Genomic DNA, 26,504 nt, shown 5'->3' on the forward strand with positions numbered 1-26,504 from the left:
ATGAATACTATTGATATTACGAATTCCTTAGAAAAGGATAAGTTAGTGAACACTGAACAATCTCAATTTACAGATAAATCGCAAAATCATGGCACTTCGTATGTTTCGCATTTTGAACCACATACTTCAAAAAAGCAGAACTCAACCGAAATCAAAATTAGTGCACAAGATGCACATGTTTATTATGGTGATTTTGAAGCGATTAAGGGTATTGACCTCGATATTTACCAAAACGAAGTTATTGCCTTTATTGGACCGTCAGGTTGTGGTAAATCTACCTTTCTTCGTACGATAAACCGTATGAATGACACCATTGATGGTTGCCGTGTAACAGGTAAGATTACACTTGATAACCACAATATTTATGACCCAAACCTTGATGTCGTATTATTGCGTGCTCAGGTTGGTATGGTGTTCCAGAAGCCAAATCCATTCCCTAAAACTATTTTTGATAACGTGGCTTATGGTCCTAAACTTCATGGTCTAGCACGTGATAAATATGATCTTGAAGAAATTGTTGAAAATAGTTTGCGTAAAGCGGGTTTATGGGACGAAGTGAAAGATCGTTTGAATCAACCAGGTACTGGTTTGTCAGGTGGTCAGCAGCAACGTTTATGTATTGCACGTACGATTGCAGTAAGTCCAGAAGTCATTTTAATGGATGAGCCGTGTTCTGCGCTTGACCCAATTGCCACAGCAAAAATTGAAGAATTGATTTCTGAATTGTCGAATCAATATACAATTGTAATTGTGACTCACTCTATGCAACAAGCAGCACGTGTTTCAGATCGTACTGCCTATTTCCATTTAGGTGATTTGATTGAAGTCAACTCAACTGAAAAAGTCTTTACTCAACCTGACCATCAGTTGACGGAAGCCTATATTACTGGACGCTTCGGTTAATTAGTCATTCATATAAAAAAAGAGCCATGTGCTCTTTTTTTTATTTTATAAATGAAAATGAATCTATTTTGCAAAAACGCTATTGAATTTTAATCAAAAGGACCACATCTTAAGGCTATAAAAGATAACTTATGAGCTTAGAATTTTATGTTATTCCATTTGCCTAAACTCCCTGCAGAAATACGTGTTAGTCATTTAAATGCACGTGTAAATGAACAGAGAAAAAAAATTGCACAAACAACTGCAAGCCGTTTAGAACTTTTACAATTGGCTCAACAACTTGCTAAAGAAGCTAAAATTCGCCGTAAAAATAATCAGAAAATCTTTGTGTTGGATTTTAAAGGTGATATTCAAGCTTCAGCAGTTGAAAACATACGAGAAGAAATTACTCTCATTTTAGCAACTGCTAAAGCAGGGCGTGACCGCGTTGTGGTTCGCCTTGAAAGCCCTGGAGGCATGGTACATGGTTATGGTCTAGCAGCAGCTCAATTGGTGCGCTTACGCGATGCAGGGTTCCATCTGACCATCTGTGTAGACAAAGTGGCAGCAAGTGGCGGCTATATGATGGCATGTATCGCAAATGAAATTATTACTGCACCTTTTGCTATTGTCGGTTCAATTGGCGTAGTTGCTCAAGTTCCAAATTTTAATCGTCTTTTAAAACAACATAATGTTGATTTTGAGCTTTACACCGCAGGGCAGTATAAGCGTACTGTAACTATGTTTGGTGAAAACACCCCTGAAGGTAAAGCGAAGTTTGAAGAAGAGCTTCAACAAACTCATGTGTTATTTAAGCACTTTGTTGAAAAGTATCGACCACAGCTTAATGTTGATAAAGTCGCTACAGGTGAACATTGGTATGGTGAAGATGCGCTTAATCTCAACCTTGTTGATAAATTACAAACATCTGATGAGTATCTATTAGCTTTATTAGCACAGCATGATGTCTATGTGATTAACACTCGTAGAAAAGCGACTTTAGGTGAAAAGTTGGGTTTGCAAGCGGCACAAATGGCAGATAGTTTGATTCCAGCTGTAATGAATAAAGTGGTAAATAGCTTGGCAAAAGCTAATTCAACTTTAGTTCAACTACGCGATACTAGATTTTAATTAAGCTAAATTTTTTGAAATAGAGAGTACCTGCATGGGTGCTCTTTTTTTATGTGAGTGATGAAAGAAATTTGATTAATATTTGTTTAAGTTTCAATTGTAAAAGTTATAGTTAACTTTTCACTTTTGAGCTTTTGTGATGTCAAAAACATGGTCACATATTGATATACTAATACGCATTTTACATATAATTATTATGCTTGGCTTTATTGGTGCTTATTTTACGGGAGATAATGAAGATCTACACCAAGTCCACATGATGTTTGGTTACATACTTCTGATTAGTATTACCGCGCGAGTGATCTGGCATTTTGTGAGTCCACGTATTTCAAGTACCACACCGTTTGGTATTAAAAAGCGAAGTAATGTGGCAACGAATGCAATCAAAAAATCTTTGAGTCATGCAAATCTTAAAAGTATTTTTTCTAAAAATTCAATTCATTCAATCAGTGTTGCACTTTTTCAAGTTTCAATTGTACTTATTTTTCTCGTGATTCCAATTGTGGTGGGGCTAGGGTATGCGACTGAGCATTTTTACTATTCTTTAAAAGGCTTACACGAATTTTTTGCAAACTTATTTTTAGCTTTGGTCTTGTTGCATGTTTCAACTCTTATTCTAAATAGCATTTTTGCAAAACGCTTTCAGGGCTGGAGCATGCTAAAAATGAACCTGTCTGATGCGAAAATAACTAAATTTGCCGCTTTGTGTATTTTGATTCTGATAGGCATTTTTAGCTTTTTTTACTTAAGAATGTAAGATAACGGCTTTAATATATATGAAATCTAGTAAATACGAGAACAGACAGTATTTAAGGTTTATATGAATTTTATGAGAAATAGATATTTTAATTAAAAGTCAAAAATAATTATTGATAAATATACTTTTTGAATTGTGATAAACACATGGTTTTGATATTTTAAACAGCAATAAAATAGCTTTTAGATGAATCATTTAAAAAGTTAAACATTTAAAAAATATAACTGAAACTCAGGGTAGGAAATAATGACAAGAATAATTGTGGCATCCAAAGAGGGTTTGGACGTTCTGCAAGATGGTCAGTTCAATAAGGTAGTTTTAAGCAAACCTACTATTATTCAAATTGGTGTAAGTCAAAAAGATATAGCATCGATGGAAAAGCAGGGGGGGAGTCTCGTTATCCATTTAAAAAATGGAGAGACCATTGTCTTAGAAAATTTCTTTAATGAAGCAACAAATACAACAGACCATTCACTTGTTTTTCCAACTGAACACGGAAAATTTGTTGAAGCACAATTCGATGCACAAGGTAAGGTGATCGACTATACAGGTTTAAACCATGTCACAGATTTAGCCTATACAAGCACTAGTCAACCAGCTTCAACAATGGCGGTTGATGATTCCCCAACGTTTTCGATGGGCAATGTGTTAAAAGCTGGCTTAGCAGTTTTAGCTGCTGAAGGTTTATATTTGTGGGCTTTTGATAAAGATGACAAAGATGATTCTTCAGGACCTGTAGATATCTTGGCACCTGCTGCACCGACTGCTACTGTTGCCGATGATACCGTTACGGTTACTGGTAAAGCAGAAGCAAATGCAAAAATTTATATTAAAGATGCTGCTGGTAATACGGTCGCAACGGGTGTTGCAGATGCAAGTGGTAATTTTACAATTAAACTCGATAAGCCTTTAGCAAATGGAAATAAATTAAATATTTTAGCTGAGGATGCTGCGGGTAATATTTCTAAACCAGGTCTTGTAACTGGTACTAAAGACACAATTGCGCCAGATGCTCCTCAAGCTCAGCTTAGTGCAGATGGGTCATTAGTAACAGGTAAAGCTGAAGCCAATGCAAAAATTACTATATATGATGCCGCTGATAAAGTATTAGGAACTGTAACTGCGAATAAAGATGGGATCTTTTCTTTAAAACTTACTCCGCCATTGACGAGTGAGGCTGGTGGTAAGGTGGTTGCAGAAGATGCGGCTGGCAATAAATCTGAGCCAAGTAAAATAATTGCAGGAAAGGATACCTTTGCTCCAGATGCTCCTTTAGTAGAAGTGAATAAAGAAGGCACAACAGTTGAAGGTAAAACTGAAGCTAATGCAAAGGTTCAAATTAAAGATGCTGATGGTAAAGTGATCGGAACTGGTACGGCAAATGCTCAAGGCGAGTTTCAAATTACACTTTCTCCTGCATTAAAAGATGCACAGAAGGCTACTATTGTTGTTGAAGATGCAGCAGGAAATACTTCTAAACCTTTAGAAATTTCTCCAAATTATGACTCTATTGCACCTGATAAACCCGTTGCTCAAATTAATGCGGATGGTACAACAGTAACAGGCACAGCAGAAGCTAATGCAAAAATTGAAGTTAAGGATTTAAGCGGCAAGGTGATTGGTAGTGGAACCGCTGGTGCAGATGGGAAATTTACGATTTCTATTTCGCCAGCCTTAACTGATAATAAGCATGCATCTGTATCAGCTATTGATAGTGCCGGAAATAAATCTGATGTTCTTGATATTATAGGCACTAAAGATACTACGCCTCCTATCAAACCTGTCTTAAATAGTGTGGATGATGATGTGGGAGATTTAAAAGGGGCGATTACAGCTGGTTCTGAAACAGATGATGCAAGACCAAAGCTTACAGGATCAGGTGAGGCAAATGCCACGCTCACTATTTATGATAATGGCGTTGCTATTGGAATTGTGACCGTAAGTAGTGGTAGATCGTGGACGTTTAGTCTTGATAAAGATTTAGCCCTTGGAAAGCATACGATTACTTTGACTCAGACAGATGCAGCAGGGCTTACGAGTGAAGTGAGTTCACCCTTTACCTTTTATGTAGTCGCGCCAAAGACTGCAAGTTTAAGTGATGCAGCAGTTGATACTGCTCATATAGAAACCGCATCTGTTGCTGATAGTGTTGGGTTAAATACATTAAAGTTAGTACAAAATACAACGAATGAAACAGATAGTCAGCAGCAAAAATCTGTGCAATTAGATGAGTTGTTAAAAAGTTCTTCATCTAATGATTCAGACCCGATCGCAAAACTTTTATCTGCAACAGAGTCTAAGCCAGTGGTGAATGAACAGAGTGATGTAAATAATGCAGTTAGTGAAGTCACGACCAATCTAGATCATCTTCTACCAAATACAACTTCTTCAGTTTTACAAAATCTTTTAGATCAAACTTATCCAGTAGTCTGAAGAACCTTTAAAAAAAGCGCTCATTGAGCGCTTTTTTATTTATGAATTATTTATTTTAGGCGCTTTTATAAGAGCCGCAAGTCCATAAATTATTGCCCCAATAGTTGCTAACAGCATATCTTTATGGGCATCCCACATGTCGCCTTGTTGACCATTATAATTCTCAGCTTCTTCTGGAGATAAACCAATTGCAATCGCCCATTCAATGAGTTCATAAAAAACGCTAGATGCCATCACGAACTGGATCACAAGTAAAAACAGAGTAAAAGGTCGTGCTGTAGGCAACCAAACCTGAAAAACTCGATAAATAAGAGGGTAGAGTAAAACACCATATGCAAGATGTACTAAACGATCATACATATTACGGGACCACCCCATGTATTGATCTAGATTAAAATGGAACACCTGTTGAATCCAGTCATTGTAAGGAACATATGAATATAGGTAATGTGCACCGATAATGTGAATCAGTAAAAATAGTAAGTAGAGAGTAAAACTTAAAAAATCGAGACCAATCTTTTTAAAAATAATAAATAGTAGAACTAACATAAAAACAGTCCCCACCTGATGAAGTAAATAAGCTTCAAATTCAAGGGGGTGAATGCTTGATAGTAAGATGGCAATAAATATGAGGACTAGAGCAACATAGTGTTTAAGTTTGAATTTTTTTTCGATCATTTTATAAATAGGACTTTATTGTGCTTTATATCAGTGTAATAAAAAAGCGAAGCCGAAGCTTCGCTTTTTTTAACTTTTCAATTAGATTTTGCTAATTAAGTCATTGATCTGTTTTGCTTGTTCAGCAGCATTACCTGTGTAAGTTGCAGGAGTAAGCTCTGCTAAACGTGCACGCTCTTCGCTTGGCACTTGAAGAAGTTCCTCACCATTTACGAAATTAACCATCATGTCGCGAGTCATTGCTTGACCACGAGTTAATGCTTTTAATTTTTCATATGGTTTTTCAACGTTATAACGACGCATAACAGTTTGAATTGGCTCTGCTAAAACTTCTTGAGCTTGGTCAAGATCTTCAAGTAAACGAGTTGCATTGAGCTCAAGTTTACCAACACCTTTTAAACACGCATCAAAAGCAATTAAACTTTGCGCAAAACCAACACCCATATTACGAAGTACAGTCGAGTCAGTTAAGTCACGCTGCCAGCGAGAAATTGGTAATTTTTCGCCTAAGTGCGCTAATACCGCATTCGCAATACCTAGGTTACCTTCAGAGTTTTCAAAGTCAATTGGGTTAACTTTGTGTGGCATAGTTGAAGAACCAACTTCACCATCTTTTAATCTTTGTTTGAAGTAACCTAAAGAGATGTAACCCCATACGTCACGGTTAAAGTCGATTAAAATCGTGTTGAAGCGGCGTAACGCATCAAACAATTCTGCCATGTAGTCATGTGGCTCGATTTGTGTCGTGTACGGGTTGAATGCTAAACCTAAAGATTCAACAAAAGCTTGAGCATGCGCAGCCCAGTCAACATCTGGATAAGCAGAAAGGTGAGCATTGTAGTTACCTACAGCGCCGTTGATTTTGCCTAGTAGCTCAACATTTTCAAATTGCTTGATTTGGCGAGCTAAACGGTATGCCACGTTCGCCATTTCTTTACCCAAAGTTGTTGGGCTTGCAGTTTGACCGTGTGTACGAGACAACATTGGTTGTTCAGCATGAGTCGTTGCTAAAGCAGAGATCGCATTTAAAATTTGTTTCATGCTTGATACTAAAACTTCGCGGCCGTTTTTAAGCATAAGGGCATGAGACAAGTTGTTAATGTCTTCTGATGTACAAGCAAAGTGAATGAACTCACCCGCATTTTGTAATTCAGTAATACCTGCAATTTTCTCTTTTAAGAAATATTCAACAGCTTTTACATCATGATTCGTTGTGCGTTCAATTTCTTTAATGCGGTTTGCATCTTCTTCAGAAAAGTTGCTAACAATGGCATCTAAAGCTGCATTTGTTTCATTTGAAAAAGGAGCAACTTCAACAATTTCTGGACGGTTAGAAAGCGCTTGTAACCAACGCACTTCTACAGTGACACGAGCATGAATTAAACCAAACTCAGAAAGAAAAGGGCGTAGCGCATCACATTTGCTGGCATAACGTCCATCTAATGGTGATAGTGCGGTTAAAGCGTTCATAACGATTCCTTAATGTTGGAATAAACATAAAACCAAAAATAATCTCTTTACAGTCTTAGATGACTTGGTACTGTAAACGAGCAAGTGCTTGAATATCTTGTAGCAATTTACGCTTGCTAAAAATCATGTTCCACGAACTACCACCGAGTTGTCGCCATAAATGGGCCATTTGCAAGCCAGTAAACAGACAAGCACGAATGCGGTTAGTATGGTTGGTATCTTTAAATGCTTCTGCATTACCACGAACTAAAATGCGAGGGTTAATCTGCCCGGCAGTATCAACATAAGTTTGAGCCAAATTGGCTAAAATGCTTGGGTGTAAATAGTTATTATCAAAAAAAGAAAGCTGTTTTAAAATCTTTTGCTGAGCTTTTTCAATGATTGCGACGTATTCTGGGTTGCTATAGACCTTTTTTTCTAATTGTAAAAGGGACATAGCGTATGACATGGGAAGCTTGGCAGTGCCCATTTTTGGAAGGCGAGATTTAGGCATATTTGTAAAGGGTTGGGTAATACAATTTTCGAGTGTTTTAAGCCCTAAAGAAATATCTGCCAACTGATTAAAAAAATCTAATGTTTGGACACCATTGTTGACTGTAGGGCGAATATTTAAACTCGCTTTGATTAACAGCTCAAAATAGAAGTTACCACTTTCACCAATACTCTGCTGTCCCGTTAGGGCTGTCATATGCGTGAGCTGGGTGGCCTGAAATACCCCAGCCAAGGCAAGGGCACGGTTTTGGCGAACATTCAAGGCTTGTGATTGTTGAAATGGTAACTCCACCATGCCATTCATTCCCTTAAATAAAATTTGGTGTAGGGGCATTTGTATGGTGAATAACACCCCCGCCTAAGCAAACTTCATCTGAATAAAATACAACGCTTTGACCCGGTGTAACAGCGCGCTGAGGTTCATCAAACTCAACTCGTACACCGTGTTCACTATTTTCATCATTAAAAACTGTACATGCCTGATCAGGTTGGCGATAGCGTGTTTTAGCTGTACAGCGTAAACCTTCAGCTGGAATATTCTGTTCGCCCGCCACCCAGTCGATTGACTCACTCCAAAGCTGTGTGCTTTGCATGAGTGGGTGTTCATGTCCCTGACCAATAACTAGGCGGTTATTGGCAATATCTTTGTGTAGTACGAACCATGCACCTTCAGCTGCACCTTTCAAACCACCTAGACCAATTCCGCCACGTTGACCGAGCGTATAGTACATCAGACCATGATGTTCACCAACTTCTTTACCTGTATCAAGTACAATTTTTCCAGGTTGAGCGGGCAAATATTGTTTAAGAAAGTCATTAAATCGGCGTTCGCCAATAAAACAGATCCCAGTAGAGTCTTTTTTCTTGGCTGTCGCGAGATCAAGTTCTTCAGCAATTCTGCGGACTTCTGGCTTTTCGATCTCGCCGACCGGAAATAGGGTTTTGTTAATTTCTTTACCATGAACAGCATGTAAGAAATAAGTTTGGTCTTTGTTATTGTCTACGCCACGTAATAACGGTGCGTATGCTTCGCCTTTAGAGTTATATGCAGTTTCGCCGCGACGTGCATAATGACCAGTCGCGATAAAGTCTGCACCTAAAGTTATGGCATGATCTAAAAATGCACGGAACTTAATTTCTTTATTACATAAAATATCTGGGTTTGGCGTGCGTCCAGCTGCATATTCAGCTAAGAAAAGTTCAAATACACGATCCCAATATTCCATAGCAAAGTTTGCTGTGTGTAGCTTAATGCCTATTTTATCGGCTACTGCTTGAGCATCGGCTAAATCTTCCATTGCCGTACAGTATTCCGTGCCGTCGTCTTCCTCCCAGTTCTTCATGAAAAGGCCTTCAACTTGATAACCCTGTTGAAGTAAAAGTGCTGCAGAAACAGAAGAGTCTACACCACCAGACATACCGACGATGACACGTTGTTGCATAGGACTAGGCATCCAAATGAGAAGTTAATGAGGGAGAGAAAGGGTGCTCATAAATAAGCGATAAAGGATAACGGTGGCCTTTCATAGCATCTTCAACTGCTTTTAGCACGAGCGGACTACGAGCACGAGCAGATTCTTTGAGCTCATCTGGTGTCATCCACACAGCAGCTACAATATCTGTATCGAGTTGAGGATTGCTTTCAACCTGAGTCACATGTGCTAGAAAACAGAAGCGGTAATAGGTACGATCCGGAAACATGGGCGGGGTATAAGTATAAATACCGAGCAAGGCATCAATTTCAACATGATGACCCGTTTCTTCAAGTGTTTCACGAATGGCTGCTTCTGTTAATGACTCACCACATTCCACATGACCAGCAGGTTGGTTAAATACGGTGTGTACAAAACCTTCGCTATGCTCTTCAACAAATAGATAGCGTCCGTCTTTTTCTACGACTGTAGCAACAGTGACATGAGGAGTCCATGCGGCCATAAAAAAGCACCATTATTTAAAAGACGTATAATACGAAATTTAGGGGTTTTTGGCTACGGTGATCTGCTAAACGATATGAGCAATATCTACAAAACCATATCGTTTAAAAAATCAGAATTTTATTACTAGCTGTTAATAAAGCTAATTAATCTCGATCTGCTTGGGCTGCTTTATGATTATTTTGTACTTTCACATAATGTCTTGCCGAATAAGGTAAAAACTCTAATTCTTTTTCGGTAAGAGGGCGTACTTGTTGGACTGGACTTCCTACATATAGATAACCACTTTTTAAGACTTTACGTGGTGGAACCAAACTTCCCGCACCAATCATCACATCATCCTCAATAATCACGTCATCTAGAACAACGGTATTGATCCCGATTAAAACACGGTTACCGATGGTACAGCCATGCAAGGTGACATGATGTCCAACCGTTACATCTTCACCAATAACAAGAGGTGAGCCATTAGGTTTTGCATCATTTTTGTGGCTAACGTGCAACATACAATGGTCTTGTACGTTACTATTTTTACCAATTTGAATACTATTTACGTCGCCGCGAATCACAGCAAAAGGCCAGACAGAAACATTTTCAGCTAAGCTCACTTCACCGACTACAACAGCCATTTCATCGATATAGCATGTTGTATCAACTTGAGGGCGGTGTTCAAGATAAGGACGGATGTTCTTTGCCATGAGAGGTATCAACATAAAATTTAGTCGAATTATAAAATAAAAAAGCACTCAGACTAAATAGCATGAGTGCTTAATTCAACTATTCAAAAATTAGAATAAGTTGCTGAAGAATTGTTTAACATGGTCGATTAAGCGTGCAAAGAATCCTGCTTCTTCAACTGGCTTTAATGCAACTAATGGCTTTTCAGCAATTACTTTGCCATCTAAGCTTGCAACGAGTTTACCTACGACTTGACCCTTTTGAAGTGGTGCATTTAAGTTAGGTTGAACCACTAACTGAGTTTTAATGCCGTCAGCTTTACCTTTAGGCATAGTCACACTAAAGTTTTCAGCTAAACCCACTTGAACTTCATCTTCTTTACCAAACCAGACTTTCGCTTTTGCAAGAACCTGATTGGCTGGCTGAACATTTGCTGTTTCAAAGTTTGCAAAGCCCCAAGCCAATAATGTACGAGTTTGGTCTGCACGTTCAGACATGCTTGGAGTACCAAAAATCACCGAAACTAAACGCATTGGACCGCGTTTACTTGAAGTTGTTAAGCAGTAACCAGCTTCATCTGTATGGCCTGTTTTTAAGCCATCTACACTTGGGTCTGTGTAAAGCAAGGCATTACGGTTGCCTTGTTTAATACCATTAAAAGTAAATTCTTTTTCAGAGTAGATTGGGTAATATTTTGAGCTGTCTTTAATAATATGTTGTGCTAAAACTGCCATATCTTTTGCAGTTGAATAGTGGCCTTCAGCTGGCATACCAGTCGAGTTAACAAACTGGGTATTTACCATGCCGATACGTTTTGCTTCCTGATTCATCATGTGAGCAAAAGTGCCTTCATTTCCGGCAATATGTTCAGCCATTGCTTTTGATGCATCATTACCTGACTGAATAATAATACCGCGAAGCATTTCTAGAACAGTTGCTGTACCATTTAAAGGGACATACATACATGATTCAGAGCTACTTCCTTTACACCATGCAGACTCGTTCATACGAACCTGCTCATTTTCAGTCAGATCACCTTTTAATAATTTTTGTTCAATGATGTAACTAGTCATCATTTTAGTCATAGACGCAGGTGCAAGCTTTTCGTTTTCATTTTTAGAAGCAAGAATTTGTCCTGTCTCGTAATCCATTAATACATAAGACTTATTATTTAATTCTGGCGGAGCTGATAAGACAGTTGCTGCATAAGAAAAGCTTGGCAAGAGGAGTAGTGCAGCAATAGCGCTTTTTCGAGTCATTCTATGTAATTCCAATATCTTGTATGAAGCAGAAGAGCCTAGCATTTTAGGATAAAGCAAAGCCGACTTCTATGGGGGAAATCGGCTTTTTCAAACAGTATTGTAACTCAAGAGTTTTTTGCTAATTTAGTTTTGCGATTGATATGCTTTCACGTCTTGGCAAACTAATGTGTTTTGCTCATCGCCTGCTGCTTTCGCATCTTTACGCGCTTCTTTTAAGTATTTTTTGAAGCCTTTGTCTTTGCTACGTTTTTCTAACGCAGAGACAGCATCAGTTTCATTTGGTAGATAGTCTTTAACTAAACGTTCGTAACCTTGAGCAAAATCAGCATCTTTTTTGCCAATAAGGTCTGGGCAAATTTCAGAAAGTACTTGAATCGCAGCTAATTCTTCAGGAGTTATACCTTGTTGTGGAGTCACTTCAACAACATTTTCATTTTCGGTTTTCTTTTCAGTTGTTTTCTTCTTATCAGCAGCAAAACCAATTGTTGCCATGCTCATAAGTAAAACCAAAGAGAGCGATTGAACTAAGCTTTTCTTCATAAACATCGATAACCCAAAATAAAAAATTTAAATATGTCGATAGCTTAACCAATTTGTAGGTTAAGAAAATGGAAAAAATGTATTGTTATGTTGGTTTTCTGCTTAATGCCAAACAGAAAACCAAAAATTAATAAATCTCTATTCTAAAAAGATTAAGACCTATTCCTTATAATTAACCATCTCTTCACAGAGCTCATGTTGTTCATGATGGTCCATTTGTTTTGCCGCAAGACGTGCTTCATTTAATAAAGTTTTAAATTCTGTGTCATTTTGCAGATTTGCTAAGGACATTGATTTATTTGAATAACCGTTTAGATACATCGCAATAATTTTTTGAGTATTTGACTCAAGTTTTTTATTTGTTCCCACAAAAGCTGGGCAGATTTCCTGCAAAACTTGTGTTGCGGCAATGTCATCTTTAATTAAGCTATCAGCCTCTTGTGTTGAGATGTCCTCATCTGCAAAAACCGCTTGCGTACACAATGTGATACTGATCCCCAATACTTGAAAAAAAGGAGCAAAAGTTTTCATTTTTTCACAATTTTATAATGCTATGGAGGCATAAATATATATAATTCAACAGATAATTCAATTGTGAAAACCTTTAGGTTTATTTGTCGAGAAAGATTTTAGTGAATATTTTGATAGCGAATGATGACGGTGTTTTTGCGCCAGGTATACAGGCTTTAGCTGAGGCATTAAGACCACTTGGACGCGTGGTTGTAGTTGCACCAGAAAGTGAAAGAAGTGGTTTTTCAAGTGCATTGACATTGGATCGACCATTGCGCCCAATTCAAATTGTCGAAGATGTATGGGCAGTGAATGGTACGCCAGCAGATTGTGTTTATTTATCAATGAATGGTTTGTTCGATTTTGAATTTGACTTGGTCGTGAGTGGAATCAATAGCGGAGCAAACTTAGGTGATGATGTTTTATATTCTGGAACAGTAGGCGCAGCATTTGAAGGCCGTTTAATGAAGCAACCAGCAATTGCTGTGTCTTTAGCTGGCTCTGATGTACGCGCTTATAACAATAAAGAAGATTATGCTCAGGCTGCTCAGTGGGTTCATGATTTTATTGCAAGTGGACTGCCATCTTTGCCTCCAAGACATATCTTGAATATTAATATTCCAGACGTGCCACAGTTAAAAGGAGCACAAATTACTTATCAGGGACGCCGCGCCCAATCTAAGCCAATTACCAGTCATGTCGACCCACGAGGGCGTCAAGTTTACTGGATTGGACTAGCAGGTGAGGCTGTTACAGATCCGCAGCGTGATCTAAGCCAAATTCAGTCTGACTTTTTTGCAGTGGCCAATGGATATGTAAGTGTTACCCCAATTCAGATGGACGCAACAAATTATGCTGTTTTAGAAGACCTACAGCTAAGTTTGAGCCAATAATTTGCCTCGAATGTTATAACTTTGTGAATAAAGAAAAAGAGGAACGTGTTTCCTCTTACTTTTTTGGTACTCTTAGCCGAAATGATTTGTAGCATTTAGTGAGGGAGATCAATGCATTTAATTGGGCAACAAAGCAGAGTGAATATCCAAAAAGACAAAATAATGAAAATTATGCTGTTGTCTGTAGCTGTAGGTTTTACTGTGGCTATGGCTGGATGTGCTTCTAAACCACAAATTAATAATAGTTCTCGCTATGCAATGGCTCCTAACTATTACACAGTTCGTTCAGGTGATACTTTAAGTGGTATCGCAATGCGTTATGGTCTGGACTATGTCAGTATTGCCGAAATGAATGATATTCCCGCACCATATCGCATTTATGTTAATCAGTCTTTGCGTTTGAAGAAAGGTTCTTCACCAAGAACAGTTTCTACGCAAGTCATGGCGCAACCTGAGCAAATCAAACGTCAAACCATTGCTTTACCAACAACACAGCCTGTTACACCAGTAACTCAGCCAGCAACTAGTGTACCATCAACAAATACGACAGTAGCTTCAGTTGCACCAAATTCGAGCTTACGTTGGATAAAACCGACTAATGGCCCAGTAATTCAAGGGTTTAATTTGGCAAATAATGTCAAGGGAATCCGTTATGGTGGAAATCAGGGTGACCCTATTTATGCTGCAGCCGATGGTCAAGTTGTCTATGCAGCAGATGGCTTAAAAGAATACGGAAATCTAGTTTTAGTTAAGCATATTGACGGTTACATCAGTGCGTATGCCCACAATAGCAAGATGTTGGTGAAAAGCGGTGATAATATAACCGCTGGACAAAAAATTGCCGAAATGGGATCTACTGGAGCATCTCAGGTCATGCTCGAGTTCCAGATTCGTTTGGATGGAAAACCGATTAATCCTATAAATCTTTTACCAAAATAGCTAATGCAAAAAACTTAGGTTTCCTCGTATAATGTAATTGGTTGCTTTCATTACAACAATAAGCATTTTTTATAAATTTAAAATTAGATTTGAGGAAACCTATGTTAGATCAGCTTCGTGCGATGGGTGTTTTTGCTTGTGTGGTCGAAAAAAGTTCATTCAGTGGTGCGGCACGTGAATTGGGAATTACAACAAGTGCGGTGAGCCAACAGATTCGCTCCCTTGAGAATGAAATGGATGTAATTTTATTACATCGCTCCACTCGTAAACTTAGTTTAACAGAAGCCGGACAGGCTTTTTTTTCAAGCTGTCAAGAGATGTTGGCGGCTGCTGAAAGGGGAAAAATCAGAATTAATGAATTGAGGGATGATTTAATCGGGGATTTGCGTATTGCAACAACTCCTGATTTAGCAGTTCAACACCTCATTCCTGCATTATCTCACTGGATGTCAGCTCATCGCGGTTTATCTGTGCATTTCGAAGTTGGGCATCGCTATATCGATTTAATTGAAGAGCGAATTGATATCGCAGTACGCATGAGTTCTACTCCGGTAGAAGAGAGTAGCTCTATCATTCCGATGGCTTTTGTAGATCAAATTTTGGTAGCTTCTCCCAGTTATCTGAACCAATCTAGTCCAATTGTGCATCCTAATGATTTAAGAGATCATGAATTGTTGTCGATTAATGTCATGAATGACTCGCGCCATTTCAATTTTCAACATGTAAAAACAGGTGAAACACTTAATATTGAAATGCAAAGCCGTTTGCAGAGCAATAATTTACAAGTTGCAAAAGCGTTATGTCAGCAAGGACATGGTATTGCACGAATTTTATATTTGGACGCTCAAAAAGAATTAAAAAATGGCTCTTTGATTGAACTCATGCCAGATTGGAAATTACCAACTTTTACATTGTATGCAGAGGTTGCCAAGCATGATCAACAACCAATGAAAATTCAACGTTGTGTTGAAGCACTTAAACAATATTTTAGCCAGTTAGCAGGAGGGCGAGCGATTCAAATCGTCCGTTAATTTTGTAAGTCTAAAAGTAAAAAGGGCCTGTATTTTACAGGCCCTTTTTTTATTACTTCTGTTTTAATGTGGCAACTTCTTCTGCATTTTCTTGTGGCAGATCGTTAGCCGTAAGTTCTTCATGCTTCTTAATTTTTTTCTTATTTTTCTTTTTCTTTTTTGGCTCTTCTTCAATTTCAGCACCATCTTCAATGGCTTGCCAATATTCAAGTTGTTCCATCACTGCTGCATAAATTGAATTTTTGCTGTATTTACCCTTTTTATCGAGTGCACCGACCGGACGAGCCATTAAAATTTCAAGTGCCTGATCAATCGTGTCAATCGCATGAATATGGAATTGACCGCTGCGAACAGCATCAATAACATCCTGACGTATCATTAGATGCTGCATGTTTTGACGAGGAATAATGACACCTTGCTTACCTGTGAAACCTTGTAATTTACATGCATCATAAAAGCCTTCAATTTTTGCATTGACGCCACCAATTGGCTGGACTTGTCCTAATTGATTCATGGAACCGGTAATCGCCCATGATTGATCAATTGGTATTTGGCTAATAGCAGAAATCAATGCTGAAAGCTCAGCAACAGTGGCACTATCGCCATCGACTTGACCATAGCTCTGTTCAAATGCAAGCGCAGCGGAGAAATGTAAAATTTGTTCACGACCAAAGTGAGCTTTCAAGAAGCTAGACATCAGCAACACGCCTTTGGCATGAAGTGAACCACCAAGTTCTACACTACGTTCAATATCAAGAATATCACCGCCACCTTGATAAACAGACGCTGTCAAACGTGAAGGCAAACCAAACTCAACATCTGCATAATGAATAACGGAAAGGGCATTGATCTGGCCTAAACGGTATCCCGACGTTTCGATTAATTGCGTACCACGTGAAAGATCTTGCCAGTAAAGCTCTCTTAAATAGCCCAAACGGTATTGTCGATGTTGTAGAGCTAAATTGATATGCTGTTCAGTGACGATCTTGTCTTCGGCTTTAAACGCATGGTGGTGCGCTTCTCGAATGAGGTCACCTAAAGTCGATGCATGTAATGATAATGAGCTTTGATCTTCTGCTTGGCGGCTCGAATCAGTTAATAAAGCTGCTAAAGCGCTACGATCAAATGGTAATAATTTATCGGCTTGTACATAGTCAGCAATCAACTGCATATAAGCCTGTTCATTCGTTTCATTACGTTGCAGAGTATCGGTAAAATCTGCACGAATTTTAAAGACACTGCCAAGTTCTGGTTCAATCTCTAAAATTTCATAATAAATTTCAGGCTCAGCCATTAAGATCACTTTAATATCGAGCGGAATTGCAGCAGGTTCAATCGAAATGCTGCCAGTTAAAGTCAGCATGTGTTCAAGTGAAGACAATTTAAGCTGCCCAGATTTAAGCGCGCGTTTTAAACCTTGCCATGCATAAGGTTGTTCTAGTAACTGCTCAGCTTCAAGCATTAAAAAGCCGCCATTGGCTTGATGCAATGAACCCGGACGAATTAAGGTGAAATCTGTGATAATTGTGCCGTTATGGGTGAGCTGTTCAACGTGACCAAGTAAATTATAGTGTGTTGGAAAGTCTTCAAAAATAACAGGAGCGCCGCTATTTGGTTTGTTAGCCACAATTACATTGGCTTGATAACGTGCAGGAACACGGTTGAACATTGATGGAGCATAATCATCTTCATCTTGTTCTAAAATCAATTCAACATTATCAATAATATCTTGGGCATATTGTTTTAAGTAATCTTCGAGACCTTTAACCTGACCATATTTATTTAAAATAAGGTCCATTCTTGGCATAACGACTTGCGTTGCAATATCTCGATTTAACACAGACACTTTGTCACGTGCATCATCTTCTAAATCACCTAAATGTAAACCAAGGCGATCCAGTTTTTTATCCATATAGCGAATATTGGCCGCAATTTCAGCGCGTTGTTTACTATTTAAAGCATCAATATCGTTTTGGGTAAGTTCTTGAACTTGATCATCTTTAACTTGTACAGGTACAAAACCATGTTTCTCATTACGAGAAATGAGTTTTAAGTCGAGTTCTTCGCCTTCTTTGGTCAGTTCAACAAGTGCTTGCTGTTGTACATCACCTGTTTCCTGACGGATCCGCTCAATACGGTTATGATAAGTCTCTGCACTAAAACGGCGTTCAAGTTGTTTTAAAATTATTTGCCAAGTTTGTTCATGTGCTTGTTGAAACTTAGTCCCTTGACCTGCTGGGAAACGTAGGGCAATAGGTTGACGTGCTTGTTTGAAATTATAGACATACACCCAGTCATCAGGCGTTGGCATTGTTTTGGCGTGCTGCTGTAACAAACGTTTGATCATGGTACGTTTGCCTAAACCAGCAGTTCCTACGGCAAAAATATTATAGCCTGAGTAGGGTAAAGAAATTCCCGCCTCTACAGATGCTTTGGCACGATCTTGACCCAAAAAGTTATTAAGCGGTTTGATGCGTTTGGTTGAAGCTGGAATTTTTTCAAAATCTGGGATATGTGTAAGTTGTTCAGGTTTTAAAACGGTCTTGTCTAAGGTCATTTTTATATCAGGTTGCTCAAAAGCTGAAGGAAATGCATTTACTGTGACGTTTGTGGTGGTTGTTTTAGCGAGTGATAAAGTTGAAATAGTCACTTGATCAAGTTTTTGTGTCACTGTTGATATCCAGCAAAAGAAAACGAAGGTTGAAGGCTAAAGGTATACAGGTTTAGCATAAAATATCAAGCAAACTTGCGGTTTTTATCGCCAAATCCAAAATGTTTGCATAAAGAATCTTGAAAGCAATTGTAAGAAGGGTTTGAATAGGCACATTTATAATTTATGGAAAATAAAAAACGAATGACCACACAAGCTTCGGGTTGGGTCTCGGCTTTTAAAGCATTTTTAGATCGCCGTGCATTAATTATGCTGTTCCTTGGTTTTTCTGCCGGAATTCCAATTTTATTAATTTTCTCTAGTCTCTCTTTGTGGCTTGGAGAGGCAGGTATTGATAAAAGTGCAGTCACTTTTTTTAGTTGGGCGGCTCTAGGTTACTCTTTTAAGTTTGTTTGGGCTCCTCTCATTGATGAGTTACCTGTACCTGTTTTAACTAAAATGTTAGGCCGAAGACGTGCGTGGTTGTTAATCGCACAGTGTTTGATTGTCCTTGCTATTTGTATTATGGCTTTTTCTGATCCAGCTTTAGGTCAGAGTTATCTGGTTCAAATGGCAGTAGGTGCGGTGTTGCTTGGTTTTTCAGCAGCAACACAAGATATTGTGATTGATGCTTACCGTATTGAATTAGCAGAAACAGAAATGCAAACAGTGTTGGCATCTACCTATAATGCTGGTTATCGAATCGGAATGATTGTGGCTGGAGCGGGGGCATTATTTCTAGCTGCATATTTGGGAACTGCTAAAGGTAATTACATTTACGAAGCTTGGAAAATGACTTACTTAACCATGGCAGCGGTTATGTTAGTCGGCATTGTAACGACTTTGCTCGTTCGTGAACCTCAGGTAAATCGTGTTTATAAAAACTATAAGAGTAGTGATTATTACCGTTTGGTGTTCGTGTTTTTTGTTGCCGTTATTTCATTTGTAGTCACCTATATTTATTCTGGACAGATAACAGATGCAATCTCGCAAGCTGGAAGTATAAAAGACAACGCAGCATTATTTGGTTTAGAAGCTTTAAGATTTTTAACGGCGACAGCTTGTGCCATTTTTGTGGGTTATTTACTGGTTAAATTTGGTGTAGTTAACCAGCAAATGGCTAAAGAGACATGGATTGCACCAATCTTAGATTTCTTTAAACGTTATGGTGTCAAACTTGCATTAGTCTTATTACTCCTCATTGGTTTCTTCCGTATTTCAGACATTATTGCGGGTGTTATTTCTAATGTTTTTTATCAAGACCTTAACTTTAGCAAAGAACAAATTGCTGAAGCAGTCAAAATTTATGGGGTGATATTTAGTTTAATAGGTGGCTTCTTAGGTGGCCTTTTAGCACAGCGTATAAACATTATGAAGCTTATGTTTGTCGGTGCAGTTTTGGCAAGTTCTACCAATTTAATTTTTATTGGACTGGTAAAATCTGGACAGCCATTAGATGTAGTTGATGTAAAAGTTGGTGAGCAAAGCTATAAAGTTCAGCCCGATGAAGTAGGTTTATGGAAGCTTGCGGTACCAAGTTCTAGCTTTAATGGGGTGAAACAAATTGAGGTGAAAGCTGCTTATGCCACACAAAATGGTGTAGCACCTGTGACTCGTACTCAGCCATTACTTACTACTGAATTAGCCAAATCACCTCTACAAATTTTACCGATCATGGGTAATGATCAAATCTATTTGAAAGAGGGAGAAAGGAGTATTGTGATTCGAGGGCAATACTTCGGGCAAGCTTTAACCCCCACACAAAAAATCATAATTAGTCTTGATGGACAAAATTTTGATGCAAAAATGTCAGATGAAAAAGGTATTTTTAGTGCAGCAATTGATGCGAAAAAATTAGCTTCATCGGCAAGTAAAGAACTCAATGTAGCTGTAGTAGACGGTGAACGGAAAATACTTTCTGCATCTCATCCATATGCTGTTAGCTCAAATCTAAAAGCAGCAAGTGAATTAGATGTAAATATTGAACCCTTAGCTTACGTTGACCCGCTTTCAGGTCAATCAGTTGAAATCAGCGGTAAGGTGATTAAACCGTATAGTTCTTTATGGCTTTATTTTGCCATTATTGTCGACAACTTGGCTTCTGGCTTGGCTGGTGCAGCATTTATCGCCTTCCTTTCAAGTTTAACGAGTGTGTCGTTCACAGCTGTTCAATATGCGATCTTTAGTTCACTCATGACGCTTACCCCAAAACTTTTGGGTGGATATTCAGGTACCATTGTCAGTAATATTGGATATCCAAAATTCTTTTTGATGACCACTCTTATTGGTATTCCAATCTTGATTTTAGTGGTTTGGGTTGGAAAACTGCTAAAAGATCATCAAACACATGAATCAGAAAAGGCAGGTGAATAAACATGCGAATGCTTCATACAATGTTGCGAGTAGGCAATTTAGAACAATCTTTAAAGTTCTATACCGAAGTATTAGGAATGAAGTTACTTCGTAAGCGTGATTATGAAGAAGGGCGCTTTACTCTGGCATTTGTTGGTTATGGTGATGAAGAAACCAATACTGTGCTTGAACTCACTCATAACTGGGATACTTCAAGTTATGATTTAGGCAATGCATACGGCCATATTGCCATTGGCGTTGATGATGCTTATAAAGCATGTGAAGAAATTAAAGCACGTGGTGGTAAAGTCGTGCGTGAAGCCGGCCCAATGAAAGGCGGCGTAACGGTTATTGCATTTGTTGAAGATCCTGATGGTTATAAAATCGAGTTGATTCAACAAGATGCTGATGCCAGAAATAACTAAATAAATGACTTAGGTGATTTAAGATTTAGGTCTTAAAACTCTAGCTTTATTTTTAGAGCCCAGTATGATGAATATCCGACCGAATGGTCAATTTATCAACTGGGTTTTTTATTTATCTAAAATAATCATAGGATGTGGCTATGTTGAAGTTATTGGCACTTGATCGATTTACAATTTTGTTGGTTGGAATGGTACTACTAGCAACATTTTTTCCAGTCAGTGGTCAAGCAGCGCAATATTTCAATACACTCACCACGGTCGCGATTGCAATATTATTTTTTTTGCATGGTGCGAAGCTGTCTCGTGAGGCTGTAATTGAAGGCATTTTGCATTGGAAAATGCATTTACTTGTATTCGCATTTACTTTTTTTGTTTTCCCAGTGATTGGTTTGTTGGCTAAGCCGATTCTGTTACCTCTACTAGGTCAGCAGCTGTACTGGGGTTTTTTGTTTATGTGCTTTTTACCCTCTACGGTTCAATCTTCTATTGCATTTACATCAGTTGCAAAAGGGAATGTGGCGGGAGCGGTCTGTAGTGCATCTTTTTCAAATTTGATTGGTATGTTTATTACACCAGTGTTGGTTAGCTTTTTTATTTTAGGCCAAAGCCAACATGGGTTCGATCCGACTGCTTCAATTATACAAATTACCTTGTTACTTTTAGTGCCATTTATTTTAGGACAAATATTACGTCCTTATATTTTTCCCTATATGGCAAAAGTTCCAAGTATTGTTAAAGCTTTCGATCAAGGTTCAATTTTGATGGTGGTGTATGGTGCATTCAGTGGGGCAGTGGTCGCAGGGCTTTGGCATCAGGTGAGTTGGAAAACCTTACTCGTTCTAACGGTTGCTTGTTCAGTTCTTTTAACCATCATTATGCTATTAGCACTTTATCTACCACGTGCTTTTGGATTTAATCGAGCAGATCAAGTCACGGTTTTCTTTTGTAGCTCAAAAAAGACACTGGCAAGTGGTGTGCCGATGGCGCAAATCTTATTTATTGGCCAGCCCTTAGGCATGATTGTGTTACCTATTATGATCTTTCACCAAATCCAATTAATGGTTTGTGGGGTAATTGCAAATTACTGGGCTAAATCTAAAGATTAATTCGCAAATAAAAATTATTTGACGTATAATCTTGTCCACTTGTTGTGCTTAGCTCTAACCCTAGAGGTTTCGGTGGGCCAAAAGAATGGTCTGTTGTGGTGTTGATCTGCTCATTTGAGCCTGTCCTCAACTTAGTTGAGAGTGATCAATTGCGATGGCAGCTTAAGCCTTTCTAAATTAGGAGTAATCGACGATGCGCGCCGATATTCACCCAAAATATGCAACATTAGTAGCAACTTGTTCTTGCGGTAACGTAATCGAAACTCGTTCTGCTTTAGGTAAAGACACTATCTACCTTGACGTATGTTCAGCTTGCCACCCATTCTATACTGGTAAGCAAAAGAATGTAGACACTGGTGGTCGTATCGACAAATTCAAACAACGTTTTTCTGGTATGTCTCGCTCTATCAAGCGTTAATACTGCAAAACGAAACAAAAAACGGGCTTTATGCCCGTTTTTTGTTTATGGACGACAAGACCATTATTGGTCTTGTACGTCTGTTAATCGATCAAGTTTTTTCTGGAAATAACGACCTTGTAAGAAGCGTGCTTCCACATTCCAAGCGTTAGCAAATAAGTTCATATCATCAAGATCGGCAAGCAAAATCCCTACTGGTTTTACAGTCAAATAGTTCAAAACCTTTTCTTGTAATTGCGCTAAACCAGCGTCTGAGTTTAATAGCTCTGTCTTCTTCGATTGCAATTTTAAATATTGAACATCAAGTTGTTGCAATATCGATTCACTATAAATAGAAGATGTGAAATCCCGAATTGAAATTTCTGCGCCGTGTTGACGTAGGCGAGCTATTTGTTGCTGCACAATTGTAAGATGTGGCTGAATCGCTTGTTCTGAAAATTGTAAAACCAATGGGCTTTCTTGCTTACTACCAATAATGGTGAGTAATTTCGAAATCAGCTCAGGGAATGATTTATCTTTGAGTAAGATATCAATATTCAAGTTAATAATCAGTTTAGCTTTCGGGTACTGCGTAATAAAATTATGTAGCTGCTTGCTAGCCTCAACCAAGATCCAACGGTCTAATTGAATAGAAAGTTCGCTATCATCTTTTAATGTGGCTAAATCGTTTAAGTCGTGCCACTGTTCATCTGCAATAAAACCGCTAGTAACTTCATAGTTATGGGTTTCTTGATCATGCTTATCATAAATCTGCTGATATTTTAAATGGATTTCACCTCGTGCTAACTGTTGCTTTAATTGTTGCAATAGAGAGGATTGCACAGGAGCATCAACATTCTGAAGGCTTAGATCAAGTGAGATAGAAGAACTCGTAGGCTCAGGAGAGATAATATCGATAGTTGGCACTAACTCAATTTCTGACTTCGCCTTAGGTAGCTCTTGCTGATTGGTTTGATCGAGCAGCTTTGCAAAACTAGCTTCATCTAAAGATTCAGTAATTTGTACATAACTCAGCTTAAACTGGATCGAGTAGTTAAGCTCATTAATCGGTAATAAATGCTCTTTTTGCAAACTTTGCAGACTAGCCAATTGGGAGTTAAGGACTGTACTGTTTTCGGCTTGCAAAACACCAAGATATGCCCCAAGTTCAAGATTGAAAATCGGCATTTGTGCTTGTTCTTTCAGAAAACTTTGCAGCTGATTAAAATATTGTCTAGGAGTTTGCCAATCGAGTTGAAATACACGTTCTGGGCACTGACTTAATCTAAATAAAACCAATGCATTCGCTTGAGCAGGGTGGGTTGATAGCTGTCGATTAATCTGTTGCCAAGGCGTAATTAACCCATAGCTCTTTTCAGAAAAGACTGTATTTGCGGGTGTTTGTAAATCCAGTTGATAGTCAATGGTTAACTGTACAGCGTCTTCTTCCTGACTAGGAATAAATTCAAGTTTTAAAGCATTATTGCCTGAAATTGCGGCATGCTGACTCTGGATTTCAAAACGAGCCTGATCAAATTGACCTAATGAAATCTTCTTAAATCTTTGTTTAAAAATATTTAAATCATTGGGTTGTAAAACATCTAATATCGGCAGGCCAATAATCTCTTCTTCTTGCTTAAAGCCAAAAAGGTTGAGGTATTCTGTATTTGCCTTAACGTGCATGCCTTCTTGAAAAAGGGCAACTGCTTTATGGCTGTTATTGACCAATGTTTGTGTATGAGAGTGAATAGTCTCTAGTTCACTCGTCAGGCGTTGCTCAGTTTGCAATAAATGGCTATACGACAAGGTTCGAATAAGCGTGATATAAAAATAATCTAATGGTTCTAATGGAACTACATCATAAATACCTTTATGAATATAAGTCTGATATTGCTGAGGTTGATAGTCTTCAGGTTGCAATAATAAAACAGGTAAATGTGGCTGCTCAGATGCTTGAATAAGGGAGAGGGTTTGTTCAATCTTTAGGTCATAAGCACGACCAAAAATAATAGCATCCCAAGGCGTATTTAACTGTTTTTCAAAACTTTTTAGGTCATCAAGCAATAATGCCTGAACTTGATAATCATTCCCCAATAATAAATTTAAAATCTGGTTATAACGTAGCTGGTTGTCATCAATAATGAGTAAACGTGTTTCAGTACGTTTTAACTTTTTAGATAATAAAGAGTTTCTCACTTTAGTGCTTCCCATAAATCTTGACTGCTAGAGTTGCTATTCTTTTTCATCATGAACTGATCAAGCAGATTTTGTTGCTGCTCATTCAGAAGTTCGAAATGAAATTGAATAAAACTTTGAGTAATGAGTTGTGCTTTGAGTAGATACACTTTGATTTCTTCTGTCCCCAATCGTAAATGAATTGTTTGTTGCTCTCTAAAAATTTGTGACCCCGGTAAAATCAGCGTATTTTGTATTTCTTCTAGATTTTGTGTTTGTAGTAATAGTGCAGGATGATAATTGCGAGTATGACGCTCAGCTTGAATATGCACTGCGCAAGGGAACATGGCCTGTGACAAAATCTCTAAACCTAATTCTAGGCTTTTTTCTGTCGACTGTTTAATCCAGCGGATTACTCCACCACGCCATTGTCCATGCAAGGTTTCTTTAACTAAAATATATTCACCAGTTCTTAGATTTTTCGGTGCCTCGCCAGACCATTTAATACGATATCCATTGACACTAATATCGAGAACAGTGGTTTGATAAATGGTTTTGCTTTCACGACTTAAGCGTTGATAGGATGTCGTTTGTTGTTCTTTTTTCTCTAAATTGGATAAAACTTTAGATTCACTTTGTAAGTTGTAGTTATTGTTAAGTTGTAGCGTTTCTTCAAAGTTTTTTGCTTTCGAGAGATAGAAATGAGCCGTACTTAAACCGAAACAAATTTGTAGCTCGGCATTATATTCATAACGTTCATGACGACGTTGAGCTGTAGTACCTAAAATAGTTTGAACATGAAACTTTAAAGCTGGGCTTAAATAAAACTTTTCATTTTTGGAAATATATTGCGCATTTTTATGCATAGTTGCAGTGACATGCTCAAGTAAAGCCTGTGTGCCTATAAAAATGTTTGGGCTAAAGTTAGAGCTGCGTTTGGTGTTATAAACCGGCGGATGATCTTTATTTGGGTCGACCACATATTTCGTTAATGCTGTGTCTTTCGGCAAAATATGAATCATTCTTGCCCAGTCAAAGCTACATTGAAATAATGCCTGAATTTCTGACTGACGAATTTGGTTCGTATTTAAAATATCGAGCAAAATAAGCTGAGCATAAGCTTGAGTAATATTTGCTAGAGGGTGATGTACACCCTGAATATGGTTAATATTTACCAGATGATATTTATGCTGAACAGCAGTTTCATAAAGTTGATGTGCAATTAACCATTGTCCTTTGACCGGCTCACTATAGAGCATATGCTGCTGATATAAGAGACTGGTTAATTGTTGCAGCGCATGGAAAGTCGATAAAGTACGTGCCGTTTGCAAATTCTTTTTTTGTTTATAGGCAAACAGTGAAAATTTTTGATGCTGTAATTGCTCATGGCTATTTTTAGCAATATTTAAATAAATACTGGCAAAATAGCATCGGAGCAACATTGCTAATTCAATAATGTGTTCATTACGGTCTGTGCTAATAACGCCTTGGTTAAAAAAGTTTTTTTCTAGGCTTGCAAGAACGTTATTAATGGTGGGATGAAGCGTTTGTATGAGATCGAAACGTAAGGTCTCACTACATTTTAATTCATTGAGCTCTAAAATGGCTGTGAATAATGCTTTTGACGTATCGCCGAGTTGCATAATAGAAAGGGTAGTGACCCATTCATTAAGATCTTTAATATTGGCTTCACAAAAGCTTAACCGTTCACGAGTGAGTACGGTTTGATTGTGAAAAATGTCCGATAGTGCATTATTCATCATCACTTA

23 protein-coding genes are annotated in these 26,504 nt (G+C 38.2%); 11 read left to right on the forward strand and 12 right to left on the reverse strand.

Annotated elements, in window-relative coordinates:
* The 4 genes from pstB to blp2 all read left to right on the forward strand — a co-directional run bounded on the left by pstB (position 1) and on the right by blp2 (position 5,203).
* Complete coding sequence (pstB, locus tag AC07M3_RS14670; RefSeq protein WP_003650451.1) at positions 1-903, forward strand: phosphate ABC transporter ATP-binding protein PstB; 903 nt, start codon at positions 1-3, stop codon at positions 901-903.
* A gap of 147 nt (positions 904-1,050) precedes the next feature.
* Positions 1,051-2,013: a protease SohB gene (gene sohB / locus AC07M3_RS14675; RefSeq protein WP_307011505.1), complete on the forward strand. Its 963-nt coding sequence runs from the start codon at positions 1,051-1,053 to the stop codon at positions 2,011-2,013.
* 139 nt (positions 2,014-2,152) lie between these two features.
* Positions 2,153-2,770, forward strand: a complete 618-nt coding sequence (locus tag AC07M3_RS14680; protein ID WP_307011507.1) for a cytochrome b/b6 domain-containing protein — start codon at positions 2,153-2,155, stop codon at positions 2,768-2,770.
* A gap of 246 nt (positions 2,771-3,016) precedes the next feature.
* The gene (gene blp2 / locus AC07M3_RS14685; RefSeq protein WP_494567628.1) at positions 3,017-5,203 is read left to right on the forward strand and encodes an Ig-like repeat protein Blp2; all 2,187 of its coding nucleotides are present in this window, start codon (positions 3,017-3,019) and stop codon (positions 5,201-5,203) included.
* Positions 5,204-5,242: 39 nt separating this feature from the next.
* Here blp2 and AC07M3_RS14690 read toward each other — a convergent pair whose 3' ends face one another.
* The 9 genes from AC07M3_RS14690 to AC07M3_RS14730 form a co-directional block, all read right to left on the reverse strand.
* Positions 5,243-5,881, reverse strand: a complete 639-nt coding sequence (locus tag AC07M3_RS14690; protein WP_494567629.1) for a DUF2238 domain-containing protein — start codon at positions 5,879-5,881, stop codon at positions 5,243-5,245.
* A gap of 81 nt (positions 5,882-5,962) precedes the next feature.
* A complete protein-coding gene (purB, locus tag AC07M3_RS14695) occupies positions 5,963-7,351 on the reverse strand; it encodes an adenylosuccinate lyase (RefSeq protein ID WP_005045970.1) in 1,389 nt (462 codons plus the stop codon).
* Between the two features lie 55 nt (positions 7,352-7,406).
* A complete protein-coding gene (hflD, locus tag AC07M3_RS14700; RefSeq protein WP_004643577.1) occupies positions 7,407-8,138 on the reverse strand; it encodes a high frequency lysogenization protein HflD in 732 nt (243 codons plus the stop codon).
* Positions 8,139-8,151: 13 nt separating this feature from the next.
* Positions 8,152-9,285 (reverse strand): tRNA 2-thiouridine(34) synthase MnmA, encoded by a 1,134-nt coding sequence (mnmA, locus tag AC07M3_RS14705; RefSeq protein WP_003650460.1) that lies wholly within the window; start codon positions 9,283-9,285, stop codon positions 8,152-8,154.
* A gap of 4 nt (positions 9,286-9,289) precedes the next feature.
* Complete coding sequence (locus AC07M3_RS14710; RefSeq protein WP_092706440.1) at positions 9,290-9,778, reverse strand: NUDIX hydrolase; 489 nt, start codon at positions 9,776-9,778, stop codon at positions 9,290-9,292.
* 145 nt (positions 9,779-9,923) lie between these two features.
* Complete coding sequence (locus AC07M3_RS14715; protein WP_494567630.1) at positions 9,924-10,475, reverse strand: gamma carbonic anhydrase family protein; 552 nt, start codon at positions 10,473-10,475, stop codon at positions 9,924-9,926.
* A gap of 90 nt (positions 10,476-10,565) precedes the next feature.
* Complete coding sequence (gene dacC, locus AC07M3_RS14720) at positions 10,566-11,714, reverse strand: D-alanyl-D-alanine carboxypeptidase PBP5/6 (protein ID WP_080027553.1); 1,149 nt, start codon at positions 11,712-11,714, stop codon at positions 10,566-10,568.
* Between the two features lie 126 nt (positions 11,715-11,840).
* Positions 11,841-12,263, reverse strand: a complete 423-nt coding sequence (locus AC07M3_RS14725) for an MCR_0457 family protein (RefSeq protein ID WP_494567631.1) — start codon at positions 12,261-12,263, stop codon at positions 11,841-11,843.
* Between the two features lie 153 nt (positions 12,264-12,416).
* On the reverse strand, positions 12,417-12,788 hold the full coding sequence (locus AC07M3_RS14730) for an MCR_0457 family protein (protein WP_494567632.1): 372 nt from the start codon (positions 12,786-12,788) through the stop codon (positions 12,417-12,419).
* Between the two features lie 101 nt (positions 12,789-12,889).
* Here AC07M3_RS14730 and surE point away from each other — a divergent pair, with 101 nt between their 5' ends.
* The 3 genes from surE (at position 12,890) to AC07M3_RS14745 (ending at position 15,630) form a co-directional block, all read left to right on the forward strand.
* Positions 12,890-13,660: a 5'/3'-nucleotidase SurE gene (surE, locus tag AC07M3_RS14735; RefSeq protein WP_003650466.1), complete on the forward strand. Its 771-nt coding sequence runs from the start codon at positions 12,890-12,892 to the stop codon at positions 13,658-13,660.
* Positions 13,661-13,771: 111 nt separating this feature from the next.
* Positions 13,772-14,599 (forward strand): peptidoglycan DD-metalloendopeptidase family protein, encoded by an 828-nt coding sequence (locus tag AC07M3_RS14740; protein ID WP_003650467.1) that lies wholly within the window; start codon positions 13,772-13,774, stop codon positions 14,597-14,599.
* A 101-nt stretch (positions 14,600-14,700) separates the two neighbouring features.
* Positions 14,701-15,630, forward strand: a complete 930-nt coding sequence (locus AC07M3_RS14745) for a LysR family transcriptional regulator (protein WP_017387924.1) — start codon at positions 14,701-14,703, stop codon at positions 15,628-15,630.
* Positions 15,631-15,682: 52 nt separating this feature from the next.
* Here AC07M3_RS14745 and AC07M3_RS14750 read toward each other — a convergent pair whose 3' ends face one another.
* On the reverse strand, positions 15,683-18,301 hold the full coding sequence (locus AC07M3_RS14750; RefSeq protein ID WP_198495360.1) for a Lon protease family protein: 2,619 nt from the start codon (positions 18,299-18,301) through the stop codon (positions 15,683-15,685).
* Between the two features lie 165 nt (positions 18,302-18,466).
* Here AC07M3_RS14750 and AC07M3_RS14755 point away from each other — a divergent pair, with 165 nt between their 5' ends.
* From AC07M3_RS14755 to rpmE, 4 genes are all read left to right on the forward strand, one after another.
* The gene (locus AC07M3_RS14755; RefSeq protein ID WP_209734100.1) at positions 18,467-20,653 is read left to right on the forward strand and encodes an AmpG family muropeptide MFS transporter; all 2,187 of its coding nucleotides are present in this window, start codon (positions 18,467-18,469) and stop codon (positions 20,651-20,653) included.
* A gap of 2 nt (positions 20,654-20,655) precedes the next feature.
* The gene (gene gloA / locus AC07M3_RS14760) at positions 20,656-21,057 is read left to right on the forward strand and encodes a lactoylglutathione lyase (protein ID WP_003650472.1); all 402 of its coding nucleotides are present in this window, start codon (positions 20,656-20,658) and stop codon (positions 21,055-21,057) included.
* 134 nt (positions 21,058-21,191) lie between these two features.
* Positions 21,192-22,163 (forward strand): bile acid:sodium symporter family protein, encoded by a 972-nt coding sequence (locus AC07M3_RS14765; RefSeq protein WP_494567633.1) that lies wholly within the window; start codon positions 21,192-21,194, stop codon positions 22,161-22,163.
* 193 nt (positions 22,164-22,356) lie between these two features.
* Positions 22,357-22,581: a 50S ribosomal protein L31 gene (rpmE, locus tag AC07M3_RS14770; protein ID WP_003650476.1), complete on the forward strand. Its 225-nt coding sequence runs from the start codon at positions 22,357-22,359 to the stop codon at positions 22,579-22,581.
* Between the two features lie 63 nt (positions 22,582-22,644).
* Here rpmE and AC07M3_RS14775 read toward each other — a convergent pair whose 3' ends face one another.
* Both AC07M3_RS14775 and AC07M3_RS14780 read right to left on the reverse strand, forming a co-directional pair.
* Entirely contained in the window at positions 22,645-24,756 is a 2,112-nt protein-coding gene (locus AC07M3_RS14775) for an EAL domain-containing protein (protein ID WP_494567634.1), read from the reverse strand.
* Positions 24,753-26,498, reverse strand: a complete 1,746-nt coding sequence (locus AC07M3_RS14780) for a cyclic-di-GMP receptor FimW-related protein (RefSeq protein WP_151744674.1) — start codon at positions 26,496-26,498, stop codon at positions 24,753-24,755. Before AC07M3_RS14780 ends, AC07M3_RS14775 begins: the two co-directional genes overlap by 4 nt.
* Positions 26,499-26,504: the final 6 nt, after the last annotated feature.

The organism is Acinetobacter sp. GW821-FHT09D10 (assembly GCF_059416285.1).